The sequence below is a fragment of the Actinomadura madurae genome, assembly GCF_047130825.1.
Lineage (GTDB): Bacteria > Actinomycetota > Actinomycetes > Streptosporangiales > Streptosporangiaceae > Spirillospora > Spirillospora madurae.
In genome coordinates this window covers 5,588,466-5,611,344 of the sequence record NZ_CP083237.1, presented here as the reverse complement: position 1 = coordinate 5,611,344, position 22,879 = coordinate 5,588,466, and the positions used below count along the sequence as shown (strand labels likewise).

The window sequence follows — 22,879 nt, the reverse complement described above, 5'->3', positions numbered from 1 at the left end:
GTTCGGCGTTCCGTGCCGCGGGTAGACGTCCCGAAATCCGAGTGCGGGTGTCCGAAACCGGGGTACACGGATGATGTGTCCCTTGTCACATTCGTTAACATTCGTCCCAGGAGGTCATCCCTGCCACGACTTTGTTCCCTTTTCGCCAGTGTTGCTGTGTCTAGAGTTTCGTGTTCCTCTATTTAAGGCAATGTCCGGTTGCGGATCGCTCCTGGCCGATTCCGCCCCACCGCCCGCCCGACACCGCCCGCCGACACCGCCCGCCCGCCACCTCACCGCCCAGCCACCGACGACCGCCACCGACGGCCCACGCCACGCACGCGACAGCGGAGGTCCGGATGCGCAAGGAGACGCTGGAGAGCTTCGTCCTCGGGGACGTCCTCCGGTCACAGGCGCAGGTTCACCGAAGACAGACGTTCCTCAAGTTCCGCGACGGAGAGATCACCTACGGCGAGGTCGACGCCACCGCCGACCGGCTGGCCCGCATGCTGTCCGCCGCCGGTGTCCGGCGCGGCGACCACGTCGGCCTGATGCTGCCCAACTGCGCCGACATCGTGCACCTCGTCTTCGCGCTGGCGCGGCTCGGCGCGGTCGCCGTGCCGATCAACATCGCCTACCGGGGGGAGCTGCTGCGGCACGTCCTGGACAGCTCCGACTCCGGCTGGCTGATCACCGACGGGCCGTACGCGGAGCGGATCACCGAGATCGCCGACCGGCTGCCCAAGCTGGGCCGGGTCCTCGTGCGGGACGCCGCGGGGTCCGGGGTGCCGCTCGACCGGCTCGGCAAGCCCGCCCGTGACCTGTGGGCGCTGCCGGACGACGGCGACGGCCGGGTCGAGGTCGACGTCGGCTTCGCCGACATGCAGGCGATCATGTACACGTCCGGCACCACGGGGCCGTCCAAGGGCGCGATGGTGCCGCACGCCCTCGCTCTGACCTGCGCCTACGACTCGCTCGACTTCCTGGACCGGTGGGGCAAGACGATCTACTGCCCGCTGCCGCTGTTCCACGCCGCCGCCCTCTGGGACGGCATGCTCTCCGCCCTGCTCGGCGGCGGGTCCATCGCGATCGTCGAGCGGTTCAGCGCGTCCCGGTTCTGGGACGACGTGCGCCGCTTCGACGCGCAGGTGTGCATGAGCGTGTTCTCGATGATCCCGATCCTGCTGAACCGGCCGCCGACGTCGCGGGACCGCGACCACCGGCTGGAGACGTTCTACATGGGCAAGTCGAACCTGGACGAGCCGATGCGGGAGCGGTTCGGCGTCCGGTCCGTGGAGACCTACACCAGCACCGAGGCGGGCATCGCCACGGGCAGCCCGTACGGGGAGTGGCGGGTCGGCTCGTGCGGGCGGGCGCACGAGGAGCGCTTCCACGTGGCGGTCGTGGACGAGCACGACCGGGAACTCGGCCCCGGCGAGCCGGGCGAGCTGGTGCTGCGGCCGAAGCAGCCGTTCGTCCTCACGACGGGGTACTACGGCAACTGGGAGGCCACGACCCACTGCTTCAGGAACATGTGGTTCCACACCGGAGATCGGGTATGGCGCGATGACGACGGGTACTTCTTCTTCCTGGACCGGATGAAGGACGCCATCCGCCGGCGTGGTGAGAACATCTCGGCCTTCGACCTGGAGACCGAGATCAACCAGCATCCGGCGGTGCTGGAGTGCGCCGCGATCGGCGTGCCCTCGGAGCTGGAGGACGAGGACATCAAGGTGTCGATCGTTGTGCAACCGGACACCGGCATGGAACCGGAGGAGCTGGTGGCCTACTGCGAGGAGCGGCTGCCGCGCTCCATGGTGCCGCGCTACGTGGAGTTCGTGGACGCGCTGCCCCGCACCCCCACGGACAAGGTCGCCAAGTACAAGCTGCGCGCGCAGGGCGAGCACGGGGTCACCGAGACGACCTGGGACCGGGAGGCGGACGGCCGGTGAACTGGGACGACACGCCGGAGCAGGCCGCCTTCCGGGAGGAGGTCCGGGCGTTCATCGCCGAGCGGTTCCCCATCGGGTACCGTCCGGCCGCGGACGAGGAGCAGAGCCTCGAACCGGAGGACGTCGCCGGCTACAACTGGCCCGTCGACCGGGTGGCCGACGATCCGGAGCGCCGCGAGGGCGCACGGGCCTGGGCGGCGGCGCTCGCCGAGCGCGGCTGGATCGCGCCGCACTGGCCCGCCGAGTACGGCGGCGCCGGCCTGTCGGCGCTGGAGGAGTTCATCCTGCACGAGGAGATGATGCGGGCGCGGGTGCCGACCGTGAACGGCATCGGCGCGTTCCTCCTCGGCCCGACGCTGCTGGTGCACGGCACCGACGAGCAGAAGGCGACGCATCTGCCGCCGATCGCGAGCGGTCAGGCGACGTGGGCGCAGGGGTTCTCCGAGCCGGGGTCGGGGTCCGACCTGGCCTCGCTGCGCACCCGCGCCGTCCGGGACGGGGACGAGTACGTCGTGGACGGCCAGAAGGTGTGGACGTCCCTCGGGCAGTACGCCGACTGGCTGTTCGTCCTGGTCCGCACCGACCCCGACGCCGGCAAGCCCCACCGCGGCATCACGTTCCTGCTCGTCGAGGCGGACGCGCCCGGGGTGACGATCCGCCCCATCACCGACATCCGCGGCGCGGCGCCGTTCTGCGAGATCTTCTTCGAGGGCGTCCGGGTGCCGGTGGCGAACCGGGTCGGCGAGGAGAACCGCGGCTGGTACGTGGCGATGTCCGCGCTCGGCTTCGAGCGCGCCGGGATCGGCGCCACGATCAAGTACGAGCAGGCGCTGGCCGAGCTGGTCACCTACCTGCGCTCTCCCGAGGGGCGGCGCTTCGCGCGCACGACCCCCGCGGTGAAGCAGGAGATCGCCCGCCGGCAGACCGAGATCCGCGTCCTGTACAACCTGGCCCGCTACACCGTGTCGCGGCAGGCGGCGGGGGACGAGCCCGACTTCGAGGCGTCCATCAACCAGCTGTTCGGTGCCGAGCTGCACCAGCGGCTCGCCCGCACGGGCGCCCGCGCGTTCGGGCGGTCCGCCGCGCTGTGGGAGCGCGACGGGGCGCCGCTCGGCGCCGCCTTCACCCACATGTGCCGGGACTCGGTGGCGTCGACCTTCCTCGGCGGCACCACCGAGATCCAGCGCAACGTCATCGCCACCCGGGGCCTCGACCTGCCCCGTAGCTGATCATCCACCGGAGGAGCGCACGCGTATGCCCGACGAGAACGCCTACGAGACCGTCGATCTGCGGATAGAGGAGCGGGTCGCCTGGCTGACGCTGAACCGCCCGGACAAGCTGAACGCGCTGACGCCGACGACGATGGCGGAGCTGCGCGACATCTTCACCCGCGTGGACGACGACGAGGACGTCTGCGTGGTGGTGCTGCGCGGCGCCGGCGAGCGCGCGTTCTGCGCCGGGATGGACCTCGGCTGGTCGGAGAAGCTGACGCCGCGGGAGCGGATCGAGCAGGGCAGGCTCGGCGAGAAGACGTTCGCGATGATGGAGCGGCTGTCGGTCCCGGTGATCGCGGCCGTGCACGGGTACGCGGTCGGCGGCGGGCTGGAGCTGGCGCTCGCGGCGGACTTCATCATCGCCTCGGACAACGCGAAGATGGGCCTCGTCGAGATCACGCTGTCGGCGCGCCCGCCGTACCGGCCGAAGATGACCGAGGACGGCGACCCCGACCAGCCCGAGTTCGGCGGGTCGGCGCCCGGCTGGGGCGGGGTGAAGCGGCTGCCGGAGCGGATCGGCAAGGCCCGCGCCAAGGAGCTGCTGTTCACCGGCGCCCGCATCGACGCCGACCGCGCGCTGCGGCTCGGCCTGGTCAACGACGTGTATCCGGCGGACGAGTTCGACAAGCGGATCGGCGAGCTGGCCGAGCGGATCGCCGCGATGAACCGCTACAACCTGCGGCTCGTCAAGGAGCTCGTCACCTACGGCTACGACTGGATCGAGCCCCACCCGAGCTAGGAGGACCCGTGCAGATCTATCGCATCGATCATGTGGCGCAGGTGACCCCCGACCTCGACGCGCAGGTGGCCCGGCTCTCCGGGCTGTTCGGGTTCCGGACGGTCCGGACTTGGGACAATCCGGGCGAGGGCGTGCGCGGTGCCCGGCTGGAGATCCCCGGCAGCCGCGGCCAGGCGTGGGAGGTCGTCGCGCCCTCCGGCGAGGGCTCGTCGTTGCGGACATGGCTGGACGAGCACGGCGGGCGCCCCGGCCTGCACCACGTCGGCGCCGAGGTGCCCGACCTGGAGGCCGTCCAGGCGGAACTCGAAGTGCGGGGCATCAAGGCCACCGACGGCGCGCGGGGGCGCTGGCTGGAGGCGTCGCTGAGCCCGCCGGAGAAGGGCCCCGGCGTCCTGTGGCGGCTCCGCGGTCCCGGCAGCCTGGACATGTGCGGCGATTCGGCCGCCTCGGTCGCCGCGACCGGGTCCGTGGACGGGCCGTCCCTCGGCATCGTGGCGCTCGACCACATCTGCCAGGCGTTCCACGACCGCGACGAGCTGGCCCGCTGGTACCACGACCTCGCGGGGTTCGTCCAGGTGTGGCGGACGGCCGACGACGAGCACCCCGACATGGCCGACCTCGTGCTGAACATCCCCGGCTCGGCCATCTGCTGGGAAGTGATCATGCCGCGCGGGGAGGGCTCGTTCATCGAGCGGTTCCTCGACAAGGGAGGCCCCGGCGCCCACCACGTCACCTTCGAGGTGGACGACTGGGACGCGGCCATGGCCGCCTGCGAGCACCACGACACCCCCACGTTCGACGACGAGGAGGGCGTCACCGACGGCGCCGCCTGGAAGCACACGTTCATCCATCCGAAGCACACCGGCGGCGTCCTCGTCCAGCTGTTCTGGGAGGAACGGCCGGGCGTGTGGGTCCGCTCCGACAAGGTGCCGCCGCGATGGACCTGAGCCTGACCGAGGACCAGGAGCTGATCGCCTCCACCGCCCGCGAGCTGCTGGAGTCCCGGGCGGCGGTGGCGGGGGTCCGCGCGCTGGGCGACGACCCCGCCGGGTACTCGGCCGCGCTCTGGAAGGAGATGGTCGAGCTCGGCTGGACGGGCCTGCCGTTCCCCGAGGAGCACGGCGGCGTGGGCGGCGACTTCCTGGACGTCTGCCTGCTGTTCGAGCAGCTCGGACACGCGCAGGTCCCGAGCCCGCTGCTGACCTCGGTGGCGTGCTGCGGGATGCCGGTGGCCCGCTTCGGGACGTCCGCCCAGAAGCAGCGGTGGCTGGACGCGATAGCGAACGGCGAGATCGTGACCGCCGCCCCCCTCCCTTGGGACCGTCCAGGGGAGGGGCCGGTGGCGACGCGCTCTGACAGCGGGTTCGTCCTGGACGGGGCCGCCACGTTCGTCCCGTTCGCTGCGTCCGCCGAACACATCCTGTTGGTGGCACGCCTCGACGGCGAGCCGCACGCCTTCTGGGTGGAGGCCTCCGACACGACCTTGCAACCGCTGGGGACGATCGGCTCCGGCCGCTCCTGCAACGTCGAGCTGGACGACGTCTGGGTACCGGCCGATGCCGCCGTGGGGACCGGCGCCGCCAACGCGGTCTCCCTGTTCGGCGCGGCGGCGACCTGTGCGGAGATGGTCGGCGCCGCCCAGCGCGTCCTGGACATGACGGTGGCGTACGCGACGGAACGCGAGCAGTTCGGCCGCGCTATCGGGTCGTTCCAGGCCGTCCAGCACCATTGCGCGAACATGGCGATCGACGTCCTGGGATCCCGGTTCATCGCCTACGAGGCCATCTGGCTCCTCTCGGTGAACCGGGACGCGGCACAGGAAGTGGCGATGGCCAAGGCGTGGGTGAGCGAAGCGTACGAACGCGTCTGCGCCCTAGGCCACCAGGTACACGGTGCCATCGGCTTCACGCAGGAGCACGACCTGCACCTGTTCTCCGAGCACGCCACGGCCGCGTCCCTCGCCTTCGGTGACGCCGACCTCCACCTCGACACCCTGGCCAACGACTTCCTTTTCTGAAACGGAAACGCTCTGCCGGGACGAACCCGGCAGAGCGCTTCCGGTGTCAGACGGCCTTGCCGCGGGCGATGTAGAGGTTCATGTCGGTGAAGTCGAAGGTGACGTTGTACGGCTTGTAGAAGCTGTGGGAGAAGTGGCCCAGCACGTCGAACCCGTTCCCGGCGGCCCGCCGTTGACCGAGCCCTCCACCAATGGTGACGGGTCCCGCTGCTGGAAAGGCACTCGCGCGATGTCGCCGTGGATCTTGTACGGCGTTCCGCGGACCGCCCCGAACCATTTGGCGAAGACGTCCTTTCCGGCCGCTTGCCAGCACGGCACGGAGAGGGCGAACTTGTCCTGCCGGATATAGCAGTCGGCGAGGAGCCGGTTGGTGTCCTTGTCGCTGGGCGCCAGTCGGAGGGCCATCTTGAGGTATTTCTCGGCGTCTGGGAACTTGTTGGGGCTTGGCCTGCGCCGTCGTCGTCCCGCCCAGAAACGACACGCTTGCCGCGGCCCCCGCCACCACGGCTGTGACCCTAGGCGTCCAGCCCGGCGGCGTGGCGCATGGCGGCGCGGGCACGAGCCGGGGCCGTCGGGTCCTGCAGCAGCTGGATCTCCTGGTTGGCGGCCATGGACAGGCCCAACAGGGTGGTGGCGACCTCTTCCACGGGACGGTGCGGGCCCGGCAGCTCGCCCTGGGCGGCGGCGATCTCCGCGGTCAGCGCCCCGCGCATGAGGTCGACGATCTCCCGCAACCGTTCGCGCAGCGGCCCGGGGCGCCCGTCGAGCTCGGAGGAGGCGGCCGTGACGAAGCAGCCGCCGGGGAAGGGGCAGTCGGCGAGGTAGTCGATCCATCCGTCGATGAGCCGTCCCAGGCGCTCCGCACCGGACGGCAGGTCCGCCAGGGGCGCGGTGACGGCCGCGTTGAAGATCTCGACGGCCTCGTCGAGGGCGGCCATGAGCAGCCGGTCGCGCGATCCGAACGGGCCGACGAGGCCCGCCTTGCTCATGTCGAGCCGCCGCGCGAGCGCGCCGACCGTCAGACCTTCGAGGCCCAGCCGGGAGGCGTCCAGCACCGCGGCCCGCACGATCCGCTCGCGCGTCCGGGCCGCCTCGGCCGCCGAGTGACGAGGAGACATGGCTCCACGATAGCGAACAGGTGTACGCTATTTGGCGTACGAGCGTTCGCTAAAGGAGGAAGGGCATGACCGACCTGCTGGCGTTCGACGCCACGGCACTCGCACTGCTGGGCCATGACGTGGCCCTGGTCCCCGACGCCGCGATGAAGAACCCGACGCCCTGCGAAGGGTGGACGGTCGCCGACCTGCTTCACCACATGAACGAGGAGCACGAAGCCCTCGCCCGCGCGCAGTTGCCGCCCATCGAGGTGACCGGCGACCCCCGCGACGCCTTCGCCCGCATCGCCGCCCGCTGCCTGGCCGCGTTCGAACGGGCCGGCGAGACCGTGGACCTGCCGAAGTACGGCCCGATACCGACCGAGACGGTCTTCGGCGTCCACGGGGTCGACATGCTCGTCCACCGCTGGGACCTGGCGCGCGCCCTAGGGGACACCCCCACCGTGCCGACCCGGCTGGCAGAGATCGCGTTGCCCCTCGCCCGGACCAGCACCGCGCCCGGCAGCCCGCTCAACGGACCCGGCGGCGTCTATCGCCCGCCCCTTCCCGAGGATCCCGCCCGCCCCGCGATCGACAACCTCGCCGCCCTCCTGGGTCGCGACCCGGCCTGGTCTCCCTCGCCCTGACGACTTGTTGGTCTCGCCAACGATGACATACAGTTGGCCGTGCCAACATTGGCGTCGCCAACAAGTGGGGGACCTCATGATCAAGCCGTTCCGCATCTCCGTCCCGCAGGCCGACCTCGACGACCTGGCCGACCGCCTCGCCCGCACCCGCTGGCCCAACGAGGTCGCCGACGCGGGCTGGGACTACGGGTTCCCGCTGGCGCGGCTCAAGGAGCTCGCCGACCACTGGCGCACCGGCTACGACTGGCGGAAGCACGAGGCCGAGCTGAACGAGCTTCCGCACTTCACCACCGAGATCGAGGGGCAGAACATCCATTTCGTCCACGTCCGCTCCGCGAACCCGGACGCGCTGGCGCTGATCCTCACGCACGGCTGGCCGGGGTCGTTCCTGGAGTTCCTGGACGTGATCGAGCCGCTGTCGCGCGACTTCCACCTGGTGATTCCGTCCATCCCGGGCTACGGCTTATCCGGGCCGACCCACGAGCGCGGCTGGGACGTCCCCCGGATCGCGCGGGCCTGGGCCGAGCTAATGAGCCGCCTCGGCTACGAGCGCTACGGCGCGCAGGGCGGAGACTTCGGCTCCGGCATCTCACTGGCCCTAGGCGCACAGGCCCCGCAGCAGGTCGTGGGCGTGCACATCAACTACCTGCCAACGAGACCCGACCCAGACGCCGCCATCGACCTGTCCCCCACCGACGAGGCCCGCCTGAACAAGGTCAGAGAGCTGATGGCGAACCGCCCGCCATACCAGGCCTTGCAGGCCCTAACACCACAGACCATCGGCTACGCGCTGACCGACTCACCGGTCGGCCAACTGGTCTGGATCGCCGAGCGCTTCGCCCACTGGACGGACCCCCGCTCGCAGATCAGCGACGACCGGATGCTCACCGACATCTCGCTCTACTGGCTGACCGCCACCGCGGCTTCCTCCGCACGCCTCCACCACGACGCCCCACGAGGGCAGGCCGCGAAATGCCCCGTCCCGGTCGGCGTCGCAGTCCTCCCACACGACATCACGCAATCAGTACGCCCCCTGGCCGAACGCCTCTACGACATCAGGCACTGGACGGAGTTCGACCGCGGCGGCCACTTCGCCGCAATGGAGGTCCCCGACCTCCTAGCCGAAGACATCCGCCACTTCTTCCAAACCCTCTAGAAACCGGAGACCCGGCGGAGCGCGGTGTCGTTTGGTACACCCTCTGTGGGGGCTTGGGTTCACCGGGGGTGGGGGTGTAGGTGGATGGTGCACGGGCGGAGGCCTTTCTAGCTTCTGGCGTATGGGAATTCACTTAGGTGGCAAACGATTGTCGCGGGTGCTGGTCGGAGGCTCGCTGGTCGTGGCCGGTGCCGGATGGGCTGTCGGGGGCGAAACACAGGCCGTGGCCGCGAGCACGGACGACGGGTGGCGCGGGTCGGTCGTGTCCGTGACGCCGGTGGTCCGTATGTCGCGGACGGACGTACGTCGCTATCTCGGGAAAGAGGATCCGCGGTTAGGGTCACCCCAGGCACGTCGAGGGGTCAGCGGCTTCCGGGTTCTCTATCGCACCATCTCTCCCAGTGGGCGGCCCATCGTCGCCAGCGGGGTCGTCGTCCTGCCTCGTGACGATGCCAAGGTGCTGCGGGCCGTCAGCTTCACCCATGGGACCCACACCGGGCGCGACAGTGCCGGGTCGGTCGCGGAGGACGGGCAGAGCAGGGTCGCCGCCATCTACTACGCGGCCGCAGGATACGCAGGCGTCGCGCCCGACTACCTGGGACTCGGCCTGGGCGAAGGAAAGCATCCCTATATGGACGCCGCATCGGAAGCGTCCGCCTCCCTGGACATGCTCCGCGCCGCCCGCACGGTCGCGGGCCGGCAGGGTCGGCGACTGGACCGGCGAGTGCTGGTGACCGGCTTCTCCCAGGGCGGCCACGCCGCCATGGCACTGGGACGGCAACTGCACCAGAGTGCCGACCCCTATCTGCGGCTCGGTGCTCTGGCCCCGGTCAGCGGGCCCTACGACCCGCATGTGCAAATTCCGGCGTCCCTCGACGGATCGTTGGATCCGCGGGGATCGGCGTTCTACCTCGCTTACGCCACGGTCGCCTGGAATCGGCTCCATCGCATTTATGAGAAGCCCTCCGAGGTATTCCAGGCGCCCCATGACACCGCCATGGAACGGCTTTTCGACGGCAGCCACGATGAGCAGGAGATCTTCCCCCAGCTTCCCACAAGCCCTGAGCAACTGCTGACCTCGCGTTATCTGGCGCGGCTCAGGCAGCCTTCGGGCGGGCTCCTTCGGGCGTTCCAGGCGGTCGACGGGACCTGCGACTGGGCCCCGCGTGCCCCGGTCCGGCTCTACGGCGCCACCGGGGACGAGCAGGTCACCTTCGGCAACACCCGCAGCTGCATTCGCACGCTACGCGGGCACGGCGCACGCCCCCAGCTCGTGATCTACGGCACGGACGTCCACCACATCGACACCCTCTACCGCGGCCTTACCGACACGCTGCGCTGGTTCCAGGCCATTGCGTAAGCCGCGCGACTTCACGTTCCGCGAAGGAGGCGGCGCGGATTGGCGCCTTTGTCCACCACGAACCGCCGGGCCCATAAGTGGGGAAGTCCCGCGCTCGTCATGGCTCCAGGTCTGGGCCCGGGGCTTGGTGCAGCGTTGTGTAGCGGCCGGGGGGCATGCCGTATGCGGCCTTGAAGACTCTGGTGAAGTGGGCTTGGTCGGCGAAGCCGACCGCGTGTGCGGTCTCCGCTAGAGGTGTGCCTGCGCGCATCTTTTCGCGGGCGAGGTCGAGGCGGCGCATGACCGAGTAGCGGTAGGGGCTGGTGCCGCACCGGGCACGGAAATGGCGTGCGAACTGGTAGCGGTCGAGGCCCGTGACGGTCTCCAGTTCGCTGGAGCGCACGACCGCCGGACGGTTCTCAAGGTACTCTCGGCCGCGCTCCACGGCCCGCAGGTCTATGCGGTGGGGCGGGTCGGGGAGGCGGGGTGCGCTGCACCTGAGCAGGCCCTCGGCGAGTTCCAGGACGAGGGCGTCTAGCGCCAGCGGCTCGGGCGTCGCTTCGAACGCCGTGCGTATCGTGCGCACGAGTTCGGGGTCGTCGGTCACCGGGGCTGCGAAGGGCAGGGGTGTGGGGCGTCCGGTGATGGACGACAGGGCGGCGGCGATCCGGGCCGGGGCGACGTAGATCTGCGCGTAGCCGAGGAGGCCCGGCCCGTCGGCCCAGCCGTCGTGCGGCTCGTCGGGATGCAGCACGAAGACCTGTCCTGGGGCGCTGCGCTCCACCGTGCCTCGGTAGTGGAACGCCTGGGCGCCCGCTTCGGTGACCCCGACGGCGTACACGTCGTGCCGGTGCCGACTGTACGGGTGGCCGCGCAGTCCGGCGCGGAACAGCTCCACGCCGTCCACGGGTCCGCTGGCCTCCACCCACTCGCCCGGGTCACACGAACGTTCAAGACCGCTGCGGCGCGGTCCGGCCACGCTGGGTGCCATATGGGGATCCTAAGGAGATGCCGTGGAAGTCTCCCAGACGATCGCGTTCGTGACGTTCGCCGCGGTGGCCACCGGAACGCCCGGCCCCAGCAACGTGCTCCTGGCCGCCGCCGGCGCCAAGGGCGGCATGCGGCAGGGGATGCCGAGCCTGCTCGGGCAGGTGATCGGGATGAGCGCCCTGCTGCTGGCCGTCACCCTGGGAATCGGCGGCCTGCTCCTCGACCGCCCCTGGCTGCTGGAGTCCCTCAAATGGGGCGGCGTGGTGCTGCTCTGCTGGATGGCCTGGGGTATCGCGACCGCGACCTCTATGGAAGGGGACGCAGACACCCCGGTGTGGTCCGGCTTCCTCGGCATGGCCGCATTCCAATGGGCCAATCCCAAGGGCTGGCTGATCTGCGTCGCGGCCAACGCCACCTTCCTGAACCAGGACAGCGGGATCCTGAGCCGATCACTGACCCTCACCGTTCTGTTCATGCTCACCGCACTGCCCTGTTGTTTCCCTTGGCTGGCGGTCGGCGCCGCACTCCAGCGCACTCTCCGCACGCCGCGTACCTGGCTTGTCTACCGCTGCGCCATGGCTGGCCTACTGGTCGCGTCGGCCGCCCTCTTTGTCTGGCCCCACGACTGATCCGCACCGGCTGGACCCGGATGGGTACGTCCTGCTTCGCCCTTGGAAACGGTGAAGAAACCCTCGGTTCCGTAGAAACGAGGTCGGTGTACCGAGGAAAGGGGAAGCGGATGAAGAAGTCGGCACTGGTGGCTGCGTCCGGCGTCGCGGCGGTCATGTCCTGGACGATCACGGGCGCGGCGGCAGACGCGCAGGAGCCGCTTTCGTCAGGTAAGGCTTCGTTGGCCGATTCCATCCTCCCCGGCCCGCGCTACGAGATGCGCACGGACGATGGCAGTCCGGGCGGGAAGGTGGAGTTCTGGACGGTGGGGGACCACGTACGGGTGACGGACACCCAGGCGGACGGGAAGGGCGTCGAGGTCATCGTCTGGAACGTCACCAAGGACCCGAATAAGGAAGAGTACCGCCTCCTGAACGATGGCGGGAAAGGTTATGAGGAATGGGGCCATGGAAATGTGGCCCAGCCATGGAACCTGGCCGAGGGTTCCTGCTTCCGGTTCATGATCAGACTGGTGGACAACGGTAAACCGCTTCCCGACTCCACGGATTTCGCTCAGTGGAGGAACTACAACGACACCACGCAGAATTGCGACGGCGTCGAGTGATGCCGGAGACCGTCTTGCCGTTTGGCCGGTCGGGGGGCTGCGCGTAGGTTGCGGGTGTGGACGAGGTGGGGCTGCTCAAGCGCTCTGGTGGTCCGGTCACCCGGCAGGGGCTTGCCCGTGACCTGGGCCGGTTGGGCTTGGGTGCGGGCGACGTCGTGATGTTCCATACCCGGATGTCGGCGCTGGGGTATGTCGCCGGTGGTTCGCAGACGGTCATCAACGCGTTGCGGGACGCGGTCGGTGAGCGGGGCACGTTGATGGTCACGTGTGGGTGGAACGACGCCCCGCCTTACGACTTCGTCGAGTGGCCGCCGGAGTGGCAGGACGCTCTGCGTGCCGAGCACCCTGCGTACGATCCTCTGCTCAGCGAGGCCGACCACAGTAACGGCCGGCTGCCCGAGGCCCTGCGCCGCTGGCCGGGGGCGGTGCGCAGTCGCCATCCGGACGTCAGTTTCGCCGCGCTCGGCCCGCAGGCCCATGCCTTGATGGACGACCATCCCTGGGACGATCCGCACGGTCTCGACAGCCCGCTCGCTCGGTTGACCGATATGGGCGGGCGGGTGCTGATGCTGGGTGCGCCACTCGACACCATCACGCTCCTGCACCACGCCGAAGCGCTCGCCGAGGCGCCCGGCAAGCGGTTCGTCGACTACGAGCAGCCGATCACGGTGGACGGCGAGCGCGTCTGGCGGCGCTTCCACGACATCGACTCCGAGAACGGCGCCTTCGACTACGGCCTGGGGGATCGGGATCCCTTCGAGGTCATCGCGCACGACATGATCGCCGCCGGGCGCGGGCGTAAGGGCACGGTCGGCGCCGCCACCGGCCACCTCTTCGAGGCGCCCGACGTGGTGGGTTTCGGCGTCGACTGGATCGAAGGCAGGCTCGGGCGGGCGTAGGTTTGGCGCGTGGACGTGGTCGTTGCCGTTGTCGCGACGCTGGTGGTGACGTGGGTTCCGGCTCTGCTGTGGTGGCGGCGGCAGGGGCGGGGCGGCGATCTCGGCGGGCCCGCGCGGCGGGCCACGTTCGAGACGCTGCACACCGCGTCGCGGGCCGCGCCCGCGTTCCGGGCCGGGTTGACCGAGCAGGGGGCGCAGAAGGCGGCGCGGCACCTGCGGGCGCTGCTGGGGTGCCCGGCGCTCGCGATCACCGACGGGGAGCGGCTGCTCGCCTGGGACGGGGAGCACGAGCACCATGCCGAGGGCGCGCTCGGCCATGCCGAGGCGACGCTCGGGAACGGGCGCACGCAGGTGCGGGACGTGACGTGCGATCGGCTCGACTGCCCCATCCGGCGGGTCGTGGTGGTGCCGCTCGCCACGGACGACCGGGTGATCGGGACGCTCGCCGCGTACGGCGAGGAGGTGCCCGCCGGGCTGATCCGGGCGGCGGAGGAGGTGGCGCAGTGGGTGGACGCCCAGCTGGAGCTCACCGAGCTCGACCACTCGCGGACGCTGCTGATGGAGGCGGAGATGCGGGCGCTGCGGGCGCAGATCTCGCCGCACTTCATCTACAACTCGCTGACGACGATCGCGTCCTTCGTCCGGTCCGATCCGGAGCGGGCGCGGGAGCTGCTGCTGGAGTTCGCCGGGTTCACGCGCTACTCGTTCCGGCGCCACGGGGACTTCACGACGCTGGCCGAGGAGCTGCGGTCCATCGACCGGTACCTGCTGCTGCAGCGGGCGAGGTTCGGTGAGGAGCTCCGGGTGACGCTGCGGATCGCGCCCGAGGTGCTGCCGGTCGCCGTCCCGTTCCTGTGTCTCCAGCCGCTCGTGGAGAACGCCGTCCGGCACGGGCTGCAGGACAGGTCGGAGCCCGGCCTCATCACGATCGTGGCGGAGGACGCCGGGGCCGACTGCGTGATCAGCGTGGAGGACGACGGGATCGGCATGGACCCCGAGGACGTCCGGCGGCTCCTCGCGGGGGAGCGGCGGGCGCCCGCGGGCGACGCCGACACCGCCGGGATCGGGCTCGCCAACGTCGACGACCGGCTGCGGCAGGTGTACGGCGACGAGTACGGGCTGGCCGTGGAGACCGGCCCCGGCGCGGGGACGAAGGTGACCGTCCGCGTTCCGAAGTACCGGCCGGGTGTGACGGCCTCTTGACTCCCGCCCGTTCGTTGCATGGAATGTGGCGGACGCTACGGGGAGGACGGTGCTGTGGGGCTGCGTGTCCTGGCGGTGGATGACGAGGCGCCCGCGCTGGACGACCTCGTCCACCTCCTGCGCGCCGACCCGCGCATCGGGGAGATCCACACGGCCCGGGACGGCGCCGCCGCGCTGCGCAAGCTCGACCGGGCCCTCGCGGACGGGCGCCCCATCGCCGCCGTCTTCCTCGACATCCGGATGCCGGGCCTGGACGGCACCGTGCTCGGCCGCGTCCTCGCCCAGTTCGCCCGCGCCCCGCAGATCGTCTACGTGACCGCGTACGAGGAGCACGCGGTCGACGCGTTCGAGATCAAGGCGGCCGACTACATCCTCAAACCGGTCCGGCCGGAGCGGCTGGCCGTCGCGATCCGCCGGGTGACCGAGGTGTTCGAGGAGTCTGGAGATCCCGCCGAGGAGGCGCAGGCCCCGTCCGAGCCGGAGCCGATGCCCGTCGAGCTCGGCGGGGTGACCCGGTTCGTGAACCCGGCCGAGGTGCTGTACGTGGAGGCGCAGGGCGACTACGCGCGGCTGCACACGTCCGGCGGCAGCCATCTGGTGCGGATCCCGCTGGCGGCGCTCGGCGAGCGGTGGAGCGGCGCCGGGTTCGTCCGGGTGCACCGCAGCCATCTCGTCGCGCTGTCGGCGATCAAGGAGCTGCGGCTGGACTCGGGCCGCTGCACGATCGTCGTCGGCGACACCGAGCTGCCGGTCGCCCGCCGGCACGTGCGCGAGCTGCGCGACCTGCTCGTCCGCCGGGCGAGGCGGTCACCCTGAGCGGCGACGAGCGGCCGCGCGCCCCGGCCGGGCCGGCGCCGGGCCGGACGCTGGTCACCGGGCCGCGGACCCGGACCGTCCGCCGCCCCCGCTACCCGGTCACCCGCGAGATCGACGAGCAGACCGGCCTCGGTGAGGCGTACATGCGGTCGCTGGTGCGCACCCAGCTTCGGCTCGCGACGTGGCTGTGCCTGATGCTGGCCGCCGTCGTGTTCGGGCTGCCGCTGCTGTTCGCGCTGGTCCCGGCGGCGCGGGCGCAGGAGGTGTTCGGGCTGCCGCTGCCGTGGGTGCTGCTCGGCGGGCTGATCTACCCGTGGTTCGTCGGCTGCGGCTGGTGGTACGTGCGGCAGGCCGAGCGCAACGAGGACGACTTCGCCGATCTCGTCGACCGCGCAGAGAAACGGCCATGAGTGCCGCGTACGGCATGGCGGGCGTCGTGCTGGTCGTCGTCGCGACCGTGCTCATCGGCGTGCTCGGGGTGCGGATCTCCCGGACCACGTCCGACTTCTACGTCGCGTCCCGGACGGTGACGCCGCTGCGGAACGCGTCCGCGATCGGCGGCGAGTACCTGTCGGCGGCCTCGTTCCTCGGCATCGCCGGGCTGATCCTCGCCTACGGCGCCGACATGCTGTGGCTGCCCGTCGGGTGGACGGGCGGCTACCTGGTCCTGCTCGTGCTGGTCTCGGCGCCGCTGCGCCGTTCGGGCGCCTACACGCTGCCGGACTTCGCCGAGGCGCGGCTGGAGTCCATGGCGGTGCGCCGCGTCGCGAGCGTCCTCGTCGTGCTGATCAGCTGGCTCTACCTGCTGCCGCAGTTCCAGAGCGCCGGGCTCGTGCTGCGGACGGTCACGGGTGCGCCGGTGTGGACGGGCGGCGTGCTCGTCGCGGTCGTCGTCGCCGGCAACGTGCTGTCGGGCGGGATGCGGAGCGTCACGCTCGTCCAGGCGTTCCAGTACTGGATGAAGCTGACCGCGCTGGCCGTCCCGCTGGTGTTCCTGCTGCTGGCGTGGAGGTACGACGGCGCGCCCGGCCTCTCGTCGGACACCCCGCCGCGGTTCAACGAGCGGACGACCGTCGCCGTCGGCATGGCGGTCACCGTGAACGTCAGGGCCCCCGTGGAGGTGGTCGTGGACGGGCAGGTCGACGGGCGGCCCTACTCCGGCACGGCCGTGCGGCTCGACCCGGGGGAGCACCGGTTCCAGCAGGACGCGTCCGTCACCTTCCCGGCCGGCGCCGACGTCCCGCACGTGACCGGACGGCCGGTGAGCACCGACCGGGAATGGGCCCAGCCGCTGGACAGCCGCGACCACTCCCTCTACGCCACGTACTCGCTGATCCTCGCCACGTTCCTCGGGACGATGGGGCTGCCGCACGTGCTCGTCCGCTTCTACACCAACCCGAACGGGCGGGCGGCGCGGCGCACGACCGTGATGGTGCTGTCGCTGCTCGGCGCGTTCTACCTGCTCCCGGCCGTGTACGGGGTGCTCGGACGCCTGTACACCCCCGAGCTGCTGATGACGGGGCGGGCGGACGCCGTCGTGCTGACCCTGCCCGGACGGCTCATCGGCGGGGTCGGCGGCGACCTGCTGGGCGCGCTCGTGACGGGCGGCGCCGTCGCGGCGTTCCTGTCCACGTCGTCCGGGATCACGGTGTCCGTGGCGGGGGTGCTGGCGCAGGACATCCTGCGCGGCGGGGTGCGCTCGTTCCGGGTCGGGACGCTGCTGGCGCTCGTCGTCCCGCTGTGCCTGGCGATCGCGGCCCGGTCCCTCGCCGTCGCGGACGTGGTGGGGCTGGCGTTCGCCGTCGCCGCGTCCACGTTCTGCCCGCTGCTCGTGCTCGGCGTCTGGTGGCGGCGGCTCACCGTGCCGGGCGCGCTCGCCGGGCTCGCCGCCGGCGGCGCGCTCGCGGGCACCGCGGTCGTCGTGACGATCGCGGCCGGGCCGCCGTCCGGTCTGCTCGGCGCGCTCCTCGCCCAGCCGGCCGCCTGGACGGTCCCCGTCGCGTTCGCCGTCATGATCGTCGTGTCGCTGTGCACGCAGGGCCGCGTGCCGCCCGGTGTCGCGCGCATGATGGTGCGCCTGCACACTCCGGAGTCGCTGAGCGTCGACCGGGGCACGTGGCGCCCGCGGCGGGTCTGACCGTTCATCGCGCCAGATCGACCGTTCACCGACGTGCGCGGCAGGCCGTCGACGGTGAACGGCAGCTGAACGCAGCCCCGGCGCTGACCCCTCGCCCGCCCCCAGCTGGATCTTTAGCGTGGCGCGTGACCGGCGTCACAACACAGGAGGGCCCTCGTGTCCGTCGATAAGAGCGCCTCCGGCACCGTCTATGAACGGTTCCAGGGCACCTCGGAGTTCCAGGAGCTCCGGCGCAGATTCCGCAGATTCGCATTCCCCATGACCGCGGCGTTCCTCAGCTGGTACCTGCTGTACGTCGTCCTGTCGGGGTGGGCGCGCGACTTCATGGGCCACAAACTGGTCGGCTCCATCAACGTCGCCCTCGTCTTCGGGCTGCTCCAGTTCGTCTCGACGTTCGCCATCGCGTACTGGTACGCGCGGCACGCCGAGCGCAGCCTCGACCCGGTCGCCGACAAGATCCGCAAGGACATCGAGGCCGAGGCGGCGCCGGCCACCGACGCGACTGCCGGAAGCGCGGAGGACGCCCGATGAGCAACGAGACACTGTCGATCATCCTCTTCCTGGTGTTCGTGGCGGCCACTCTCGCGATCACCGTGTGGGCGAGCCGGAACACCAAGACCGCCACCGACTTCTACGCCGGCGGGCGGACGTTCTCCGGCGCGCAGAACGGCCTCGCCATCGGCGGCGACTACATGTCCGCCGCGTCCTTCCTCGGCATCGCCGGGCTGATCGCCCTTTACGGCTATGACGGCTTCCTCTACTCGATCGGGTTCCTCGTCGCCTGGCTCGTCGCGCTGCTCCTGGTCGCCGAGCTGCTGCGGAACTCCGGCCGGTTCACGATGGCGGACGTGCTGGCGTTCCGGATGAGCCCGCGGCCCGTCCGCACCGCCGCCGGGGTGTCCACCATCATCGTGTCGATCTTCTACCTGCTGGCGCAGATGGTCGGCGCGGGCGCCCTGGTGGCGCTGCTGTTCGGCTTCACCAGCGACTTCGCCAAGGGCGCGACGATCGCGCTGGTCGGCGTGCTGATGATCGTGTACGTGGTGTTCGGCGGGATGAAGGGCACCACCTGGGTGCAGATCGTCAAGGCCGTCCTGCTGATGACCGGCGCCACGCTGATCACGCTGCTGGTGCTCGGCCACTCCGGGTTCAACCTGAACGACCTGCTGAACGACGCCGCCGACCAGAGCGGCAAGGGCGGCGCGTTCCTGGAGCCCGGCCTGCGCTACGCCACCGAGGACTCGGGGCTGACCGGCAAGCTCGACCTGATCAGCCTGGGCCTCGCGCTCGTGCTCGGCACCGCCGGGCTGCCGCACATCCTGATCCGCTTCTACACCGTCCCGACCGCCCGCGACGCCCGCAAGTCCGTGCTGTGGGGCATCGGCATCATCGGCACGTTCTACCTGCTCACGCTGGTGCTCGGGTTCGGCGCCGCGGCGCTCGTCGGGTCCAAGGAGATCGCCGCGGTCAACCCGGCCGGCAACACCGCGGCGCCGCAGCTCGCGGAACGCATCGGCGAGATCGTCTTCGGCGACGCGGGCGGGACGATCCTGCTCGCGGTCATCGCGGCGGTCGCGTTCGCGACGATCCTCGCGGTCGTGGCGGGCCTCACCCTCGCCTCGTCCTCGTCGTTCTCGCACGACCTGTACGCGCACGTGTTCCGCAAGGGCAAGGCCACGGAGCGGGACGAGGTCCGCGTCGCCCGCATCTCCGCCTTCGTCATCGGAGCGGTCTCGATCGTCCTCGGGATCTACGCGCAGCGGCTCAACGTCGCGTTCCTCGTCGCCCTCGCTTTCGCGGTCGCCGCGTCCGGCAACCTGCCCGCGATCCTCTACAGCCTGTTCTGGAAGCGGTTCAACACCTCCGGCGCGGTCGCGGCCATCTACGGCGGGCTCGGCTCGGCGATCTTCCTGGTCGCCTTCTCGCCGGTCGTGTCGGGTGACGAGAAGGCCCTGTTCACCGACTCCGACTTCAGCTGGTTCCCGCTCAGCAACCCCGGGATCATCTCGATCCCGGTCGGCTTCCTGGCCGGCTGGCTCGGGACCGTCCTCAGCAAGGAGTACAACAACGAGAAGTACGCCGAGATCGAGGTCCGCTCCCTGACCGGAGCGGGCGCCGAGGCGGCGTCGAAGCACTGATCCTCCGAAGCCGAGTCGTTCCCGTCCCCGGCGGCCGAGCAGGGCCCCCACCCCCGTACGCCGGACGGGACACGGCTCGCCGCGCGGGCGACCGTCGCCCGGTCCCGCGCGGCCGCGGCCCCGTCCCCCTCACGCCCCCGGGACGGGGCCGCCTCCGTTCTCCGGCGGGAGCCGGCCCGGCTTCGCCGGCCGGCTCCCGCCGGACGTTCCCGGCCGCTACGGTGACGGTCCATGGCCCCCCATCGCTACGGCTGGAAGACGATCCGCGCCGAGAACATCGTCGGCTGCACGGCCGGGCTGCTGCGCTTCGCGACGCCCGCCGAGATGGACGTGCTGATCGGGATGCTGCCGGACGAGCACGTCCGGCTGGCCGCGCGCAGTCACGGTATGGCGAACCGGGTCGTGCTGGAGGCGCTGCTGCGGCGCGGCGGGCCCGGCGACCTGGATCTGCTCGTCCAGCACGCGCTGCGGGCCGGCGACCCGCCGTCCCTGCTCGGCCGGCTGCTCGACCTGGACGCCCCGGAGGTCAACGCGACCCTGCTGGACGCCGTGACCGCGCTCGGCGGCGTCCCGCGGAACCTGCGGCGCCAGCTCGCCCACCAGACCTCGCGCCGGGACGGCGCCACGCCGCGCCCGCTGCCCGCCGCGACGCGGCAGGACCTCCTGTCCGGGCTGGGCGGGTCGGGTGCGCTCGACCACGCGATGCTGTACTCGGCCGACCCCGACATGGCCGGGACGGCGCTGTGGTTCCTCGGCGCGGGCGCCGACCCGCACGGCGCCGTCCAGGCGTGCCGGACCCTCCTCGACGCGCATCGCGGCCACGAGATCAGGCAGCTCGTCGAGCAGGGACGGCTGCCCGCGTTCCAGTGGGGGCCGGACGGGTCGCTGCCGAGCGTGCTGGCGTACGCGCAGGCGGCGCTGGAGTCGGGGCAGGGGGAGTGGCGGCTGCGCGACCTCTCCGACCAGGCTCGCAAGGCCGAGTTCCTGCGGTCGGTCGCCGAGATCGCCGACGCGGCCGGGTGCGAGCCGTGGCGCGGCCGGCCGCTCGTCCGCACGGTGGTGCACCGCCGCCATCCCGGCGTCCCGCGCGTCGGCTGGGACGACGTCCTGGCGGACGAGCGGCGCCGGCGGGCGAAGGAGGGACCGATCCCCCGCCGCGCCGCCCGGTTCATGGCGAAACGTACCGATACTCCGCTCGAACTGCAGCGGACGGTGGTCGCCGATCACCCGGACCTCGCCGCGCTCATCTGCGACCCGTCGCCGGTACTGCTCGCCGACCTGTGCGGCCAGGAGACGCGTCCGGGCTCGGACGTACTGGTGAAGGTCGCCGGGAACGGCCTGGTCGCCGGGACGCTGACCGCCGAGTTCGTGGTGGCGACCGTCCCCGAGGAGGCGCTGGCGGACGTCGCGGAGTCGCTGTGGCTGCCCGGCCTGCGCGGCACGGCGCGGATCCGGGCGAGGCTCGGCCTGGACGGGGACGTCCCGCTCGCCCCGCTGTTCGTCGACGAGACCGGCGACGGGCGCGCGAGGCGCCTGCGGGAGCCGGGGACGCGGCGGCACTGGGATCCCGAGCCGATCTACGGCACCTACGCGGCCCGGGTGCTGCGCGAGGTGGAGGACCCCACCGCCGATCTGGTGCTCTCCGTCGCCGAGGTGGACAGGCTGCTCGCCCCGGCCGACGGCGCCTTCCCCGACCCGCGCGTCCTGCGCCGCCTGGCCGAGCACGTCGACCGGCATCTCGGCGGGCGCCCGGACGCGTGGCGGGTGGCCCTGAAGCTGCTGGGCGAAGGGTTCGCCGGGGCGCTGCCCGAACTGATCGCGACCGCCGGCGCCGTCACCAGCTGACCACGCGGTAGTCCTTCAGCAGGCAGCCGTACGGCGGGTCGCCGTCGCGTTCCCCGCGCACGATCGGGTCGTAGACGCGGGCGGCGGCGTCCACCACGTCCAGCGGCGGGCGGAACCCGGCGGCGGCGCGGCGCGCCCGGTCCGCGGTCGGCTGCTGGTCGGTGAACCAGCCCGGGTCGACGCTGGTCACGTACACGCCGTGCTCGGCCAGCTCGGACGCCACCGTGCGGGTCAGCATGTTCAGCGACGCCTTCGCCATGTTGGTGTGGGGGTGCTCGGCGCCCTTGTAGACGCGGTCGAACTGCCCCTCGACGGCCGACACGTTCACCACGTACCGGCGCGGGTGCGCGGACCGCTCCAGCAGCGGGCGCAGGCGCCCCAGCAGAAGGAACGGCGCCGTCACGTTGATGAGCTGCACCTCCAGCAGCTCGACCGGATCGACCTCGTGCACCAGCCGCGTCCAGGAGTTGTCCGTGGACGGGTCGGGGAGCAGGCCCGCCACGTCCACCGTCCCGTCGCGCGTCGCGACCGGCAGCGTCACCGCGCCCGGCAGTGCCCCCGAGCCCGGCAGTGTCCCCGAGCCCGGCAGTGTCCCCGAGCCCGGCAGTGTCCCCGAGCCCGGCAGCGTGGCCGGGCCCGGCAGGGCGGCGGCGCCCTCGCCCGCCAGCAGCTTCGCGTACGACTCCGGCGGGTGGCGGAGCGTCTGCGCGGCGTGGTTCACGAGGATGTCGAGAGGCTCACCCTCCGCGACCAGGCCGTCGCACCAGCGGACCAGACCCGGAATGTCGCGCAGGTCCATTCCGGTGACGGTGAGCCGGTCCTGCCATTCCTCGCGGTCCGGCGCCTCGGAGAACCGGCGGCGCGCGTCGGCCGGGAACCGGGTGAGGGCGGTGACCGCGGCGCCGTCCCGCAGCAGCTTCAGCACGAGCTCGAAGCCCGCCTTCACCCGGCCGCCCGTGACGATCGCGCGGCGACCGGCGAGGTCGGCGCGGGCGCCGCGGCGCCGGTGGTGCTCGTCCGCGCAGGGCGGGCACAGCCGGTGGTAGAAGGCGTCCGCCTCCCGGAAGTTCGCCTTGCACACGTAGCAGCTGACCAGCCCGTTGAGGGGGATCCGCGGCCGGGCGGCCGCCCGCGGCGGCTCCACCGGGACGCCCTCCTCGCGGCCGGCATCGCCGGTCGCCGTCCCGGCCAGCACCCGCGCGTCCGCCTCCGCGCGCCTCCGCCGGGCGGCCGCCCGCTCCCTCTCGCGGGTGCGTTTGACGAACGCGCCCGCCGCCGCCCGCACCCGCTCCAGATCGGGATGCCCGTCCGGTTCGTCCGCGAGTTCGGAAAGTTCGGCAAGGACGCGCAGGCAGGTCCGTACATCCTCTTCGCGCATACCCGCCATTAAATCGGGTGAATCCGGGCCGGATCGCCCGGC

21 protein-coding genes are annotated in these 22,879 nt (G+C 71.5%); 18 read left to right on the top strand and 3 right to left on the bottom strand.

All coding sequences use genetic code 11. The annotated features are described in order from the left end of the window. Positions 1–338 precede the first annotated feature (338 nt). The 5 genes from K8Z49_RS25305 to K8Z49_RS25285 are packed head-to-tail and all read left to right on the top strand — an operon-like array spanning position 339 to position 5,961. Positions 339–1,931 carry an AMP-binding protein gene (locus K8Z49_RS25305; protein WP_021591084.1) on the top strand — a complete coding sequence of 531 codons (1,593 nt, stop codon included), beginning with the start codon at positions 339–341 and terminating at the stop codon, positions 1,929–1,931. Continuing rightward, positions 1,928–3,160, top strand: a complete 1,233-nt coding sequence (locus tag K8Z49_RS25300; protein WP_075023968.1) for an acyl-CoA dehydrogenase family protein — start codon at positions 1,928–1,930, stop codon at positions 3,158–3,160. The genes K8Z49_RS25305 and K8Z49_RS25300 overlap by 4 nt, the downstream gene beginning before the upstream one ends. A 25-nt stretch (positions 3,161–3,185) precedes the next feature. Next, positions 3,186–3,944, top strand: a complete 759-nt coding sequence (locus K8Z49_RS25295; protein ID WP_021591082.1) for an enoyl-CoA hydratase/isomerase family protein — start codon at positions 3,186–3,188, stop codon at positions 3,942–3,944. A gap of 8 nt (positions 3,945–3,952) precedes the next feature. Next, on the top strand, positions 3,953–4,891 hold the full coding sequence (locus K8Z49_RS25290; RefSeq protein WP_021591081.1) for a VOC family protein: 939 nt from the start codon (positions 3,953–3,955) through the stop codon (positions 4,889–4,891). Then, positions 4,882–5,961 carry an acyl-CoA dehydrogenase family protein gene (locus tag K8Z49_RS25285; protein ID WP_412515385.1) on the top strand — a complete coding sequence of 360 codons (1,080 nt, stop codon included), beginning with the start codon at positions 4,882–4,884 and terminating at the stop codon, positions 5,959–5,961. Before K8Z49_RS25290 ends, K8Z49_RS25285 begins: the two co-directional genes overlap by 10 nt. 515 nt (positions 5,962–6,476) lie before the next feature. Here K8Z49_RS25285 and K8Z49_RS25280 read toward each other — a convergent pair. Next, complete coding sequence (locus K8Z49_RS25280) at positions 6,477–7,079, bottom strand: TetR/AcrR family transcriptional regulator (RefSeq protein ID WP_021591078.1); 603 nt, start codon at positions 7,077–7,079, stop codon at positions 6,477–6,479. A 65-nt stretch (positions 7,080–7,144) separates the two neighbouring features. On the opposite strand from K8Z49_RS25280, the gene K8Z49_RS25275 reads away from it, so the two are divergent. The 3 genes from K8Z49_RS25275 to K8Z49_RS25265 all read left to right on the top strand — a co-directional run bounded on the left by K8Z49_RS25275 (position 7,145) and on the right by K8Z49_RS25265 (position 10,218). Further along, the gene (locus tag K8Z49_RS25275; protein WP_412515384.1) at positions 7,145–7,702 is read left to right on the top strand and encodes a TIGR03086 family metal-binding protein; all 558 of its coding nucleotides are present in this window, start codon (positions 7,145–7,147) and stop codon (positions 7,700–7,702) included. A gap of 76 nt (positions 7,703–7,778) precedes the next feature. Next, positions 7,779–8,858, top strand: coding sequence for an epoxide hydrolase family protein (locus tag K8Z49_RS25270; RefSeq protein ID WP_412515383.1), 1,080 nt, complete (start codon positions 7,779–7,781; stop codon positions 8,856–8,858). A gap of 457 nt (positions 8,859–9,315) precedes the next feature. Next, entirely contained in the window at positions 9,316–10,218 is a 903-nt protein-coding gene (locus tag K8Z49_RS25265; protein WP_412515382.1) for a hypothetical protein, read from the top strand. Between the two features lie 97 nt (positions 10,219–10,315). Here K8Z49_RS25265 and K8Z49_RS25260 read toward each other — a convergent pair whose 3' ends face one another. Beyond that, positions 10,316–11,188 (bottom strand): AraC family transcriptional regulator, encoded by an 873-nt coding sequence (locus K8Z49_RS25260; protein WP_412515381.1) that lies wholly within the window; start codon positions 11,186–11,188, stop codon positions 10,316–10,318. 22 nt (positions 11,189–11,210) lie between these two features. On the opposite strand from K8Z49_RS25260, the gene K8Z49_RS25255 reads away from it, so the two are divergent. From K8Z49_RS25255 to K8Z49_RS25210, 10 genes are all read left to right on the top strand, one after another. Next, complete coding sequence (locus tag K8Z49_RS25255; protein ID WP_412515380.1) at positions 11,211–11,816, top strand: LysE family translocator; 606 nt, start codon at positions 11,211–11,213, stop codon at positions 11,814–11,816. A gap of 110 nt (positions 11,817–11,926) precedes the next feature. Then, entirely contained in the window at positions 11,927–12,421 is a 495-nt protein-coding gene (locus K8Z49_RS25250; RefSeq protein ID WP_021591072.1) for a hypothetical protein, read from the top strand. A 56-nt stretch (positions 12,422–12,477) separates the two neighbouring features. After that, positions 12,478–13,320 (top strand): aminoglycoside 3-N-acetyltransferase, encoded by an 843-nt coding sequence (aac(3), locus tag K8Z49_RS25245; RefSeq protein ID WP_024934372.1) that lies wholly within the window; start codon positions 12,478–12,480, stop codon positions 13,318–13,320. A gap of 9 nt (positions 13,321–13,329) precedes the next feature. After that, positions 13,330–14,523: a sensor histidine kinase gene (locus K8Z49_RS25240; protein WP_021591070.1), complete on the top strand. Its 1,194-nt coding sequence runs from the start codon at positions 13,330–13,332 to the stop codon at positions 14,521–14,523. 18 nt (positions 14,524–14,541) lie between these two features. Then, positions 14,542–15,339, top strand: a complete 798-nt coding sequence (locus tag K8Z49_RS25235) for a LytR/AlgR family response regulator transcription factor (RefSeq protein ID WP_412515379.1) — start codon at positions 14,542–14,544, stop codon at positions 15,337–15,339. 143 nt (positions 15,340–15,482) lie between these two features. After that, entirely contained in the window at positions 15,483–15,749 is a 267-nt protein-coding gene (locus K8Z49_RS25230; RefSeq protein ID WP_021595841.1) for a DUF485 domain-containing protein, read from the top strand. Further along, a complete protein-coding gene (locus tag K8Z49_RS25225) occupies positions 15,746–17,476 on the top strand; it encodes a cation acetate symporter (RefSeq protein WP_075023984.1) in 1,731 nt (576 codons plus the stop codon). Before K8Z49_RS25230 ends, K8Z49_RS25225 begins: the two co-directional genes overlap by 4 nt. Before the next feature lie 156 nt (positions 17,477–17,632). Continuing rightward, the gene (locus K8Z49_RS25220) at positions 17,633–18,007 is read left to right on the top strand and encodes a DUF485 domain-containing protein (protein WP_021595839.1); all 375 of its coding nucleotides are present in this window, start codon (positions 17,633–17,635) and stop codon (positions 18,005–18,007) included. Continuing rightward, positions 18,004–19,614, top strand: a complete 1,611-nt coding sequence (locus K8Z49_RS25215; RefSeq protein ID WP_021595838.1) for a solute symporter family protein — start codon at positions 18,004–18,006, stop codon at positions 19,612–19,614. Before K8Z49_RS25220 ends, K8Z49_RS25215 begins: the two co-directional genes overlap by 4 nt. Positions 19,615–19,845: 231 nt before the next feature. Further along, the gene (locus tag K8Z49_RS25210) at positions 19,846–21,459 is read left to right on the top strand and encodes a hypothetical protein (protein WP_075023985.1); all 1,614 of its coding nucleotides are present in this window, start codon (positions 19,846–19,848) and stop codon (positions 21,457–21,459) included. On the opposite strand, the gene K8Z49_RS25205 is transcribed toward K8Z49_RS25210, so the two are convergent. Next, positions 21,449–22,837 (bottom strand): SDR family NAD(P)-dependent oxidoreductase, encoded by a 1,389-nt coding sequence (locus tag K8Z49_RS25205; protein WP_412515378.1) that lies wholly within the window; start codon positions 22,835–22,837, stop codon positions 21,449–21,451. The two genes, K8Z49_RS25210 and K8Z49_RS25205, sit on opposite strands and share 11 nt — an antisense overlap. Positions 22,838–22,879 lie beyond the last annotated feature (42 nt).